Origin of the sequence: Christiangramia marina, assembly GCF_048285865.1 — a bacterium.
GTDB classification, from domain to species: domain Bacteria; phylum Bacteroidota; class Bacteroidia; order Flavobacteriales; family Flavobacteriaceae; genus Christiangramia; species Christiangramia marina.
In genome coordinates this window covers 125,886-140,086 of sequence record NZ_JBLVTK010000001.1, presented here as the reverse complement: position 1 = coordinate 140,086, position 14,201 = coordinate 125,886, and the positions used below count along the sequence as shown (strand labels likewise).

General features: G+C 36.2%; 7 protein-coding genes. All 7 read left to right on the top strand.

Features of this window, described 5'->3' with window-relative positions; translation table 11 throughout:
• Positions 1-143 precede the first annotated feature (143 nt).
• Positions 144-2,909 (top strand): substrate-binding domain-containing protein, encoded by a 2,766-nt coding sequence (locus ACNKXS_RS00660; RefSeq protein ID WP_417919199.1) that lies wholly within the window; start codon positions 144-146, stop codon positions 2,907-2,909.
• Positions 2,910-3,182: 273 nt separating this feature from the next.
• On the top strand, positions 3,183-4,529 hold the full coding sequence (locus tag ACNKXS_RS00655) for a sugar porter family MFS transporter (protein ID WP_417919198.1): 1,347 nt from the start codon (positions 3,183-3,185) through the stop codon (positions 4,527-4,529).
• Positions 4,530-4,533: 4 nt separating this feature from the next.
• Positions 4,534-6,120 carry a glycoside hydrolase family 32 protein gene (locus tag ACNKXS_RS00650; RefSeq protein WP_417919197.1) on the top strand — a complete coding sequence of 529 codons (1,587 nt, stop codon included), beginning with the start codon at positions 4,534-4,536 and terminating at the stop codon, positions 6,118-6,120.
• A gap of 5 nt (positions 6,121-6,125) precedes the next feature.
• A complete protein-coding gene (locus ACNKXS_RS00645; RefSeq protein ID WP_417919196.1) occupies positions 6,126-9,197 on the top strand; it encodes a SusC/RagA family TonB-linked outer membrane protein in 3,072 nt (1,023 codons plus the stop codon).
• A gap of 17 nt (positions 9,198-9,214) precedes the next feature.
• On the top strand, positions 9,215-10,906 hold the full coding sequence (locus ACNKXS_RS00640; RefSeq protein ID WP_417919195.1) for a RagB/SusD family nutrient uptake outer membrane protein: 1,692 nt from the start codon (positions 9,215-9,217) through the stop codon (positions 10,904-10,906).
• A 3-nt stretch (positions 10,907-10,909) separates the two neighbouring features.
• Positions 10,910-12,781 carry a glycoside hydrolase family 32 protein gene (locus ACNKXS_RS00635; RefSeq protein WP_417919194.1) on the top strand — a complete coding sequence of 624 codons (1,872 nt, stop codon included), beginning with the start codon at positions 10,910-10,912 and terminating at the stop codon, positions 12,779-12,781.
• 26 nt (positions 12,782-12,807) lie between these two features.
• The coding region (locus ACNKXS_RS00630; protein ID WP_417919193.1) for a DUF4960 domain-containing protein at positions 12,808-14,201 on the top strand (1,394 nt) is incomplete at its 3' end.

Below are 14,201 nucleotides of genomic sequence, written 5' to 3'. Positions count from 1 at the left end.
AAGTAAAATCCGTAGATAGCTAATTATAAGCATTCTGCGGATTTTTTATTTGTAGTTGTACCGCTAAATGTACGGCCCCCACCTAGCTTCTCATTGGATCTCTCTTAAAAGTCAATTACAGCATAGAAAACTTTTTCATACTATTGTACAAAAGAAATATAGTTTTGAAGATTCAGAAACTCCGTTCAATTTTATTACTTACCATACTTTTTGTTCTTCAGTGTTCTTGTAAATTAAGTAAGGAGGACGAAATAAAAAATATTGGCTTTTCTCAATGTTTGAGTAATCATCCATGGAGAACATCTATGAACGAAAGTATGGCCATTAAAGCTTCTTTAAATCCGCAAATTAAACTGGATATAAAAGAGGCTAAAGGAGATGGGCAAAAGCAAATAGATGATATTCAGAGTATGATAGATGCGGAAATGGATTTAATTATAGTATCTCCGTTAGATCCTGAGTCCATTGCCCCAGTTGTTGAAAATGCCTTTGAAGCAGGTATACCTGTTATTTTGATAGATAGAAAGGTTGAAACTGAGGCTTACACTGCTTTTATTGGTGCAGATAATCTTGAAGTGGGCCATAATGCAGGTAATTATATAGCCTCGAATGAAAACGGATTTTTGAAGGTTATAGAAATCAAAGGTGAAGATAATTCTACACCAACCAGAGAGAGAAGCAAAGGGTTTTATGAAATAGTGGATCAAGAAGATCGAATTACGGTTGTAGAATCATTTAAAGGAGTATCTGGTGCACAATTTTCTAAAGCATTAGATTCGGTAGGAAAAGATATTGACTTTGTATATGCGTTTAATGATGAGTTGGCGTCACAAGCATGGAGAATTGCACGGGATAAGGGATTAGCCAGTCAAATAAAGTTTATTGGGGTAGATGGATTAAGTGTACCAGATGGAGGAATCAATATGGTCCAAAATGGAATATTGAATGCAACAATTTATTATCCAACAGGAGGGGCGGAGTCCATAGATCTGGCTTGGGAAATTTTAAATGGTAGAAGCTATAAAAAAGATAATATCCTTAAAACTATTGTTATCGATAGGTTTAATGTAGATATTATGAAGAACCAGTTTGATAAAATTCAATTACAACAAAAGGAAATTGAAGATCAAATTTTAGCCATCGGAAAGCAGCAAGAGCTATATTATGCTCAGAACAATTTATTAAAGATCACTATGGTCCTACTTGCGGTGATCCTAAGTCTCGCAATTTATAGTATCTATAGTATTTTTGCTATTAGAAAGAAAAATCGACAACTTCAGTTAACTAATAGAAAAGTAATTCAACAACGAAACAAAATTGAAGAAATTGCCCAGGAGGTGAAGGTTAGCAACGAGGCAAAGATGAACTTTTTTACTGGACTTTCACATGAATTTAAAACTCCTATCACCTTAATTCAAAGTTCCATAGAATCGCTGGCAGAAAGTTCAAAGTTGAAAGGAACGAAACTGATGGCTGAGATAGAATTAATACATAATAACTCTAATCGTCTATTAAGGCTTATCAGTAACTTACTCGATTTTAGAAGAGTTGAGAATAGAAATTTTAACTTAAGGGTATCTAGAACAAATATCACAGATTTCTCCAGGTACATTCTAAATGATTTTCAAAGGGAGGCAAGGAAAAGAAATATTGAATTAATTTTCAACTCCAATAACGAAAAACTGGAATTATTTATAGATCGCAGTTTGATGGATAAGGCATACTTCAACCTTCTTTCAAATGCCTTTAAATTTACTCCTAAAAATGGAAATATTAAGATTGAAATTATCGACAAGAAAGAATCGAACGAAGTTCAAATCTTATTTAAGGACTCTGGAATTGGAATTCCTGAAAATGAGATTCAAAATGTTTTTGATGCTTTTTTTAGGGGCTCCACCAATCGTAAAAATAGTTCTGGGATCGGGCTTAATCTTACCAAACAATTCATTGAATTACATTTGGGAAAAATAGAAGTGAGATCAAAAAATGGCACTGAATTTATCATCACACTTTTCAAGGGGAAAGCACATTTTAATGAAGATCAAATCGTAGTAGAACCTCAAATGGTTGATAACACTTTTGTCGATTTTTCATCTGAAGCTCTCGATGATGATAGTGTTTCAGTTAGTAATCATAAAAATTCGGATGAAGAGCAATATTCAATTTTAATAATTGAAGATAATCCAGATCTTTCAAAGTTTTTAAAAAATAAGCTTGAAAAGGAGTTTGTGGTTTATGTGTCGAATGGAGAGGATGCTATTGATCAAGCCTTCCAGTTTATACCAGATATAGTTATATGTGATGTTAATTTATCTGGAATTAGCGGTTTCGATATTTGTAAAGAATTGAAGAACGATTTAAGAACTTCTCATATCCCTACAATTATATTAACGGCCTTGGGTGATAAAGACTCTTATTTAGAAGGGTTGCGCTCTGGAACTGATTTATACCTAACAAAACCTTTTAGCTTTAATATTCTTTTACAATCCTTGAAATCACTTCTTTTTAACAGGGAAAAACTGAGGTATTATTATACTAACAATATTTATAAGATTGAAGAATCCCAAGAGTTCGGAACACCTGAGCAGCAGTTTCTTAGCAAATTTAATGAATTGATTAAGCAAAATCTTGATAATTCAGAGTTTACTGTTGAAACCCTGGCCAAAGAACTTTCTATTTCTAGAGTTCAATTGTATAGAAAAGTGAAATCAATTATTGGGCTTAGTGTCAGCGATTATATAACAAATTATAAATTAGAGAAAGCCAAGGCTTTACTTAATACATCTTCAATGACCGTTTCTGAAATAGCTTATAGATGTGGTTTTTCTTCACCAAGCTACTTCAGTACATCCTTTAAAAATAAGTATGATATCTCTCCAGTCACTTACAGAAAGACTTCCCAAACCTAGTTGGTGAACGTTACTTCAGTTAAAAAAAATAAGATTTGAGAATTCACTATAAGAATCGGGTGTTTATATGTGTAACATTATTTAATTTCCAAGTTACATTTTCTAAACTACAACGGTTTCGCTGCATTTTAAAATCTTTGCTTAACCTTTACTATTGCTGCGTTTATTGCCTCCTATTAAACATATTAACAATTTCGTAACATTTTGAAACATTAAAAATATACGTGCAGCTTTTTTAAGAATACTTTAGTCACAGAATTAATTTTTGTGATTATGAAAAAAATATGGATTTGGTCAATTACTGCAGCTTTAGCTGGTTTTCTTTTTGGATTTGATACCGTAGTTATTTCTGGCGCAGACCAAACCCTTCAAACATTATGGGATTCTTCTGATGTTTTCCACGGCACGGTCGTCATGGCTATGGCATTGTGGGGTACTGTTGTGGGAGCTCTATTAGGAGGTATACCCACCAAAAAATTCGGAAGGAAGAATACTCTTATAGCTATAGGGCTTTTATATACTATATCAGCTTTTGGTTCTGCACTTGCAAATGAACCTCTTGTATTCTCATTTTTCAGATTTATAGGAGGTTTGGGAGTTGGAGCCTCTACTATTGCAGCACCTGCATACATATCTGAAATAGCACCTGCTAAGGATCGAGGGAAACTTGTGGGTTTATATCAATTTAATATAGTATTCGGGATTCTGGCGGCCTTTATGTCAAATTATTTTCTAAGTGGTGTAGGTGAGAACGCCTGGAGATGGATGCTTGGAGTCGAGGCAATACCTGCAATACTTTATACAGTATTTACTTTAGGAATACCTAAAAGTCCGAGATGGTTGATTTCGAGATCCAAAACCCGCGAGGCTAAAGAAGTATTACAATTGATTTATCCAGAAAAGGATCCTGAAATTTTAATGTTAGAAATCAATTCTCCAAAAACTGAAAAGGCGGAAAATATCTTTATAGGAAAGTATAAAACACCTTTGATGTTAGCCTTTCTGATCGCATTTTTTAATCAGATGTCTGGTATCAATGCTTTTCTGTATTATGCCCCTCGAATTTTTGAGGAGGCCGGTCTGGAGGAGAATACTTCTCTATTAAGTAGTATTGGAATAGGCTTAGTTAATTTGATATTTACGCTTCTTGGAATTTATTTAATTGATCGTGTAGGTAGAAAAAAATTAATGTACGCTGGATCTATCGGATATATAATTTCGCTAGGTCTGGTTGCAGCTGCTTTTTTTCTTGACTGGCAAGGTATGTCTGTTCCCATTTTCTTATTCCTGTTCATTGCAGCACATGCAGTGGGTCAAGGAGCGGTTATATGGGTTTTTATTTCTGAAATATTTCCAAATCATTTACGCGGTGAAGGACAGTCATTCGGTAGTTCTGTGCATTGGATTCTCGCAGCCTTAATCCCATCTTTTGTTCCCTATCTATTCACTGCCATTGGGGCAGGATATGTTTTCTTGTTTTTTGCTTTAATGATGTTACTTCAATTATTATTTGTAGCATTTCTAATGCCAGAGACTAAAGGTAAAAGTTTGGAGGAACTGGGGGAAGAATTAAGCTTTTCGAATAAAACTAAATTGAATATTCTCAAAAGTAACAATTAATCAAATGAAGAAATTTTTATGCCTCTTTTTGCTTTCACAATTCATGATGTCTTGGTCCCAGACACAAAGCGCTGGAAGTGATTTAAATAATTCGCTAGGTGAGGAAGAGCTCTATCGACCAAATTTTCACTTCACTCCCGAGCAAAATTGGATGAATGATCCTAACGGAATGTTTTTCTATGAGGGTCAATATCATTTATTCTTTCAACATTACCCCGATGGAAACACTTGGGGTCCTATGCATTGGGGTCATGCTACGTCTGAAAATTTGCTTGACTGGGATGAAAAACCCATTGCAATATATCCTGATGAACTAGGCTATATTTTTTCAGGGAGCGCAGTTGTAGACTTGGAAAATACTTCAGGACTTGCGGAAGATGGAGAAACTCCGATTATAGCAATGTTTACGTATCATGATGCTGAAGCTGAAAAAAATGGATCCACAACTTTTCAATCACAGGCAATTGCGTATAGTCTTGATCAAGGACAAACCTGGAAAAAATATGATGGAAATCCGGTTATAAAAAATCCAGGTATTCGAGACTTCAGAGATCCTAAAATACAATGGGATGAATTGAATGAGCAATGGATAATGGTTTTAGCGGCCCAAGATAAATCACTTTTTTATACTTCAAAAAACCTTACTGATTGGGAATTAGCCTTTGAATTTGGAAATAAAATCGGGGCTCATGGAGGTGTATGGGAGTGTCCCGATTTTTTCCCGATTCAGGTTAAAGATAGCAACGAAACGAAATGGGTGCTCATTCAAAGCCTTAATCCAGGAGCCTATAACGGTGGTTCAGGAACACAATATTTTGTTGGAGACTTTGATGGTAAAAATTTCACTCCTGTAGCAGATCAAAAAAATCTTGAAGCTAACCATACTTACTGGTTGGATTTCGGAAAAGATAACTATGCTGGTGTCACCTGGGCTAATACTAATATGAAAGAAGATCACAAATTATTCATTGGCTGGATGTCCAACTGGCAATATGCAGAGAAAGTTCCAACAACCAAGTGGAGAAGCTCCATGACCTTTCCACGTGAACTTACTTTAGTAAAAAAGGAAGATAGTAGCTACCGTCTATTTTCTGAACCAGCAAATCAGATAGATAAAATATCTAAGCAGAAGCGGCAAGAAAGTAAGATTAAATCTGCTGAAAATACACTGTTACTTGCAGATGATTCCAAGTTCGAAATGGATAAATTACGTGTAAAATTGAAGGTTACCATCTCGGGTAATAAAAGGTATACTTTCAACTTATCTAACGATCAAGGAGATTCATTGGTGTTTGGATTTCATTCGGCCGATAACACATTCTTTATTGATCGCAGCAAATCAGGAAAAATAAATTTCAGCGAAAAATTCGCAGAAAAAATATCTACAGCACCCAGAACTTCGGATGATGATTTATTAGAGGTTGAAATTTTACTTGATAAAACTTCAATTGAACTGTTTTATGATGAAGGAGAAACTGTTATGACAGAGATATTTTTTCCAAATTCACCGATGACTCAACTAGAGCTTATAACCTCTGAAGATAATTTCACTATAGAGGACCTTAATATTTACCAACTTGAACTAAACTAAATTATATGAAAATAAGGGTATTACTTAGTCTTTTAATTTTGCCTGCTTGGCTAACTGCGCAACAAATTAATGTAGCAGGAAATGTAATTTCTGTAGATGACAATATTCCGCTTTCAGGAGTATCAGTGTCGGTTAAGAATTCAACAAAAGGAACTGCAACAGATTTTGATGGGAATTACTCTCTAAACAATGTTGATTCAGATGCTACGCTAGTCTTTAGTTACCTTGGATTTGTTAGTCAAGAAATAGCGATAGACGGCCGTACTAGTATAGACATCGCATTATCATCAGATTCTGAACAATTAGATGCGGTCGTGGTGACTGGTTATCAAAAGGAACGAAAAAAGGATATAACAGGGGCGGTGTCTGTGGTAGATGTCGAAGAGATGAAAAAGCAAACTGCCGCAAATCCAATAAGAGCATTACAAGGTCGGGTTCCCGGGATGCTAGTTACAGGCAATGGCGAACCTAGTTCTCCTACTACAGTAAGAATTCGAGGGATAGGTACTCTTAACAATAATGACCCATTATACATAATTGACGGAGTTCCTACAAAGGCTGGAATGCATGAACTCAATCCGAGAGATATCGAATCTATTCAGGTCTTAAAAGATGCTTCAGCTGCAAGTATTTATGGCTCACGTGCAGCAAATGGGGTTATTATTGTAACTACAAAAGACGGTAAAATTGGTAAAGCTTCTTTAAACATAGATGCATACACTTCTGTATCTAACTATACCACCAAAACTGAAATGTTGGATACGGAAGAGTATGGTCAAGTTTTATGGCAGGCTTTTATAAATAATGGTACCAATCCTAATTCGAATAGTGTCCAATACCGTTTTGACTGGGGAGTTAATTCAGAAGCTGGTAGACCTTTTCTTAATGAAGTTATGGTGCCGGAATATCTTGATAATGAAGGTACTTTGAGGTCTTCTAATACAGATTGGTTTGATGAGATAACAAGAATGGGGATTATTCAGAATGTGGATATGTCTATGTCGAATGGAAATGATCAGGGTAATTATTATTTCTCTTTAGGTTATTACAATAATGAGGGAATAATCAAGACTACAGAATTTAATCGACTTTCTGCAAGAATCAATTCCGACTATAAGATTTTTGATGGCAAAATAAGTGTAGGGGAGAATTTAAGTATTACAACGACAAATGAAGTAGGTGGTTCTCCTATTAATGAGGCTCTCCAGGCCTTACCTATTATTCCGGTAAGAACGGTGGACGGCATGGGCTGGGGTGGACCCGTTGGAGGTATGAATGATCGACAGAATCCTGTAAGATTGTTAGAGGATAATAAGGATAACGATTATGACTTCTTACGAATCTTTGGAAACTTCTATGCTGAAGCACATCTTCTAGAAGGTCTTGACCTCCGTACCAGTATTGGGATTGATTATAGTAATTACTTCGCCAAAAACTTCAGGAAAAGATATGAATCAGGTTACTTAAACAATCCAGTAAATAGGCTTCAAACTAATCAAAGCCATACCCTTAAAACAACCTGGACGAACACGTTAAATTACGATTATACCTTAGGAGATCACAGCTTTGGTGCTTTGGCGGGAACAGAGCTTTATAAGGAAAGATTTAATACATTTTATGCATCTCGTGAGGATTTCGTCATAGAAGGAGAAGATTTTCAGTATCTAGATGCTGGAACTGGCGAAAAGAATAACGGAGGAAGTGGAGCTGAGAATATTCTGATGTCTTATTTTTCCAGGCTTAATTACTCTTATAAAGACCGTTATCTGGCCTCTGGTACTTTGAGGTACGACGGTTCTTCAAGATTTGGTCAGAACAATAGATACGGTTTGTTTCCTGCTTTTTCGCTGGGGTGGCGTGTAAGTGAAGAGAAATTCTTAAAAGATAATCTATCATTTGTGGACGATCTCAAATTTAGATTTGGTTGGGGAGTAACTGGTAACCAGGAAATTGATAATAATGCAATTTATAATATTTACCTAACCGATTACGCGAATACAGCTTATGATATCAATGGAGTAGGAAGTGGAGTTTTACCATCTGGATATAAATTAGTGCAAAATTCGAATCCTAATTTAAGGTGGGAGGAAAGTACAATGACCAACTTTGGTTTAGATTTTGAACTTTTCGACCAAACTTTATATGGTAGTGCCGAATATTATATCCGAGAGACTGAAGATATTCTTCTTCTTCCACCATATATTGGTGTTTTAGGAGAGGGAGGTAATCAATGGGTCAATGGAGCATCCATGGAAAACAGAGGTTTCGAGATTAGTCTTGGTACCAGGTTAAATGTAACCGATGAATTATACATTAACCTCGATGGAAATATCAGCCAGTATCGTAATAAAATAACTAAGCTGCCTAATGAGGTGATTAATGCGTACGGTGGAGATGGACGAGGGCAGAATATTTTGGGAAGACCTATTAATTCTTTCTTCGGCTATGTCGCCGATGGACTTTTTAGAAGCGAAGAAGAAGTTAATAATCATGCCGATCAACCGGGTAAAGGGTTAGGACGAATTCGTTACGAGGACTTAAATAATGATGGAGTGATTAATGATTTCGATCGTACCTGGATTGGAGTGCCACATCCAGACTTAACATATGGCTTAAATGCCAATATCTCTTTCCGTCAATTTGATTTGTCCTTTCTATTACAAGGAGTGATAGGCGTAGATGTGATCAATGATTTTAAGTATGCAACCGACTTTTGGAGTGTATCTGAAACGGGGTCTAATAAAGGAACTAGGTTGTTAAATGCATGGTCGTCTGAAAACCCTAATTCCGATATTCCAGCAGTTTCATTGACCGATTCAAATTTTGAATCTAGATTTTCCACTTATTTTATTGAGAATGGCTCTTACCTAAAGCTCCGAAACGCTCAAATTGGATACACTTTCGATAATAGCATCATAGATGATCTTAATATCGAAACCTTACGAATCTATGGAGGAGGTGATAATCTCGCACTCTTGGCTAAAAGTGATTCTTTTACTGGTATAGATCCTGAAAATCCTGGTTTTGCATATCCAAACCCACTAATAATCACAGTCGGTCTTAATTTGAAATTCTAAAAATAAAATTGAAAAACATGAAAAGATATATTACAATTTTGGTGCTATGCTCTTTCTTCTGTACTTCTTGTGAGGATGTACTGGATGTCGATCCAAAAGGAGTTTTAAATGAAGAGCAAATAAGTACGCCTGAAGATGCTGAGAAATTTGTTATAGCAGCTTACTCCCAGTTAGGCAACGATGAGATCAACAGGCCTTTTAGTCTATGGCAATATGGTGACATGCGTGCCGACGATGCATATAAAGGTGGACGTGATCCAGGTGATGGGCAAGGATTTCATTTTATGGAAACTTTCACCAATGTACGCCCAGATATGTGGGAAATAGATGGATTATGGTTCCATTTATATATAGGCGTTCGTAGAGCCAATGAAGGTTTACGAATTCTTCAGAATTTCACAGAAGATGAATATCCTCAGTTAAGAACTCGACAGGCAGAACTTAGGTTTATTAGAGGACATTTTTATTTTGAATTAAAAAGGCTATTCAATCGAATTCCATATATCGATGAAAATGTTCCAGCCGCAGATTATAAACTAATAAGTAATGTAGAACTAACAAGCCAGGAGGTTTGGGAAAAAATAGCTGCCGATTTTGAGTTCGCTGCGGAAAACCTACCTATGGTTCAGCCGCAAATTGGTCGTGCTGATCAGATAGCTGCATTTGCATACTTATCTAAAGCGAGGCTATATCAAGCTTATGAACAAAATGATCAATATGATGTAATAAACGTCAATCAGGAATTGTTGCAAAAGGCTATAGCAGCAGCAGATATGGTGCTATCTTCTAATCACAGTCTAGAATCAGATTTCGCTAATAATTTTCTATCTGGCCCGTATGAAAATGGACCAGAATCTGTATTTGCAGTTCAGTTTTCTACTAGTGATGGTACTGCTAACGGTCGGTTAAATTTTGGTGATATGCTAACTGTGCCTCAGGGTCTTGGCTGTTGTGATTTTAAAAAGCCTTCGCAAAATTTGGCTAATGCTTATAAAACGGATGAAAATGGAGTTCCTTATCTGGACAGTTTTAATGCTGAAAATATCGATTTTGATACAGATAATGTTGATCCTCGTTTAGATCATACCATAGCCCACCCTGGAAATCCCTGGAAATATGAAACAGCTTTAATTTTTGAAGAGGGCTGGAGTAGAACACCAGAGATATATGGCTTTTACAATTCCCTGAAGGAAAACGTACAGTCTGATCAATATGAAAATGTAGATCCATTCTACGGTAATTCAAAATCTAGGATAATCTTAAGGTATGCAGAGGTAATGCTTAATAAAGCAGAGGCTCTTATAGAACTTGGCAGACAAGATGAAGCCTTGCCTTTAATTAATGAATTGAGGGATAGAGCTTCTCAAAGTACCGAAAAACTGGTAAATGCTGATGGAAGTCTTTTGGCAAATTATAAGGTTTCTCAGTATATGCCTGGTACAAATATAAGCTGGTCGCAAGAATATGCTCGAAAAGCTGTTAGATACGAAAGAAGAATAGAACTAGCTTTAGAGGGTGAACGTTTTTTTGATCTGGTTCGATGGGGTGCAGCTGAACCAGTATTAAATAGCTACCTGAGTGTTGAACAGTCGAGAAAAGATTTTCTTCAGGGAGCATCTTTTGTGGCAGGTAAACATGAATATCTTCCAATACCACAAAATCAGATATTTTGGAGTGAAGACCGTTATGTCCAAAATCCTAATTATTAATTTATGGAACGATATTCTTTCATATTAATATTTATGGTAAGTTTTTCCTTTTCAGGAATTGCGCAATATGATGAGCCATATAGGCCACAATATCATTTCAGCCCATCTAAAGGCTGGATTGGGGATCCGGATGGATTAATATACTATAAGGATACTTATCATCTTTTTTGGTGGGGACATGCTGTGTCCAAAGATTTGGTTCACTGGGAACAACTGGAAGATCCTATGAAAGGTGATCCAGGTGACTTCAGTTACTTTTCCGGATCGGTAGTGGTGGATAAAAAGAATGAAGCAGGTTTTGGTAAAAACAGCATGATCGCTTTCTATACAAGACATTATCCTGGAGATACCTTGCCAGAAGCTCAGGCTATATCAATTAGCCATGATGGTTTACGCTTTGATTATTACGATAAAAATCCAGTTTTAGATATAAATAAAATATTCTTCAGAGATCCCCAGGTATTTTGGTATGAAGAAACTAATAAATGGATCATGGCAGTTTCATTACCAGATGAACAAAAGGTGCAATTCTATGATTCGGGAGATCTAAAAAGCTGGCGTTATTTAAGTGAATTTTCAGGTTTGGGGGTTCAGAATTCCTTTTGGGAGTGTCCTGATATTTTTAAGGTCCCAATTGAGGGAAAACCAGGCGAATATCGATGGGTTCTTTTAATAGGTAGGGGACCCAATAGGGTACAGTATTTTGTAGGTGATTTTGATGGAAAGAGCTTTCAGGCAGATTCTAATACCACAGCCTATTTAAATAAAGGAATCGGAATTCCAGGAAAGTTAATTCAAAATTTTGAAGAAAGTGAACTTGCAGTTGATTCTATTGCGAGAAAAGGTTTTTTAGGAGAGAACTATGTAACTGCTACAAGTTCAAAAAACTGGAAATCTAGAACATTTGAAATATCAAAACCGGTCATCAATTTTTTAATTAGTGGAACCGATTCTGATAACTCCTTTAATTTAATTATCAATGATAAAGTTGTTAGAAGTGCTTCCGGAAAAAATGATAATATTTTCCGCTGGAAAGGCTGGGACGTTTCAGAATTCTTAGGAAAGCAGGCCTATGTTACTTTTGCGAACAGTGAATCGCCTATAGCGATAGATCATATTTTAGTTGCTGATGAACTTTGGGATACAAATCTGGAACATGGCTTATGGCTGGATTATGGTAACGACTTCTACGCGGCTAGAACATGGCGTGATTACGAAGGAAGTTTGAAAGATAAGACGATGTTAGGCTGGATGGGGAATTGGGAATATGCTAATATGGTACCAAGTTCCTGGGGTAAAGGTTTTGAGTCTTTACCAAGAAACCTAAACCTTCGAGAAAAGGAGAACGGTTTTAGACTAGTTCAGGAAGTTACACCACAATTTAAAACCCTTAGGTCGGATTCTATTGTACTGAAGGATATTGAATTGGACCACGAATTGAAACTTGACCAGATTATTGGTTTTGAAAACTCTTATGAGATGGATCTTTCACTAGATCTGCCAGAAGAAGGAGAAGTATATGTAGAATTACAAAAGGGTGATGGGAGGTCTTTAATAGTATCTTACAATTCCAGGACTCAACTTTTTTCAGTTGATCGAACGAACGTGACAAATTCTGACAATTTAGAATTTCAGAAAAAATTTAGCGACGTAATGAGGGCGCCAGTGAATGCCGATAATAGTAAACTCCAGCTTAAAATATTTGTTGATCGCTCTTCCGTAGAAATTTTTACAGCTCAGGGTGAAAAAGTTTTTAGTGTACTCACCTATCCAGGTCCTTCACAAAATAAGGCATCTATTAGTGCTTCACAAAATGGAGTAACTATCGATCATCTTAAAGTATGGAAGTTGGATTCCATATGGAATAAAAAATAAAATAAAACTAACGTAAAATGAGAAACATGAGTATTACAAAAATGCCTATTTCCAGGTTTTTTATTGGACTATTGTCTTGTTGTGTCTTTTTCTTCATGTCATGTGATAAGGAGGATGATGGGAATTCAGATTTCAATCTTGATCAACCTGTACAGGTAACGACTTTTAATATCGAAGGAGTTCAAGGCACCATAGATCAAAATGCAGGAACTATTGTATTTCAACTGCCTTACGGAATATCAGTGAACAATATCATTCCTGAAATTAGCCTTCCCGAAGGAGCTACTATAAATCCAGGCTTAAACGAAGCAATAAGTCTTGCACAGCCCGTAACATATACTGTTGTTAATGGAAATCTTTATAAGGATTATACAGTTTCAGCAAAAGTAAATAAACCAATTTCCAGTTTTTCAGTAAATGGAAGCCCGGGTTCTATCAATGATAATACAAATTCTATTTCTGTAACGCTTCAGGGTGAGGATTTTGACATATCAAATTTACAAGCTGAAATTAGTTTGACTGAAGGCGTGTCTACCGATCTGGATTTTACATCCCCAATGGATTTTTCAGAACCTGTAACCTTTACTGTAACCGGACAGGGTAATAGTGAAACTTATACGATTAATGTTAGTACACCAAATAATGGTTCGAAAACAGCATTTTTAGGAATTGCTGCTACTAGATCTGAGATTACCAATCCTGATGAAAAGGCAGCTTCTGACTGGTTTTTCTCAACATATGGGAATGCAGAGTATGTTTCTTTTCAGGATATAAAAGATGGAGCACAACTGGATTATTCAGTTATTTGGTGGCATAATGATTCCAGTATGGAATTACCTGGTATTGCACTGGATAATATCGTTTTAGAAAAATTAAAAACTTATTATAGTAATGGTGGTGGAATACTTTTATCAACTTTTGCAGCAAGGTATGTCGAAGCATTAGATCTGGTGCCTGACGGAAAAGGACCAAATAATGTATTTGGTGATTTCCTGCCGAATGGATTTGTTGATGAGAATAACTCATGGGGAATTTCATTCAAAACAAGAACAGAACATCCAATCTTTCAGGGTCTGGAAACCTTCGAAGAGGGTAAAGCAAAATTTTTAGAAAAAGGTACTTTTAGACTAAATCATACCGCCTGGTGGTTTTTGCCTGAATGGGGTGGATATGGAAATGGCGAAGGATGGCGTGAGCAAACAGGGGGAATCAACCTTGCAAGTGAAGATTGGGATAATACGTTAGATGGTCGTGTAGCCATTGCAGAATTTCCTTCAGAAAGCTCCGAGGGGAACGCTATAGTGATCGCCTTTGGTGCCTATGATTGGTATAATGAAACAAATCCGGATGGAGTTCCTAGTGCTCCGAATGGTTTTTTAAGTAATATTCAACAACTTACTAGAAATTCTATTGATTATTT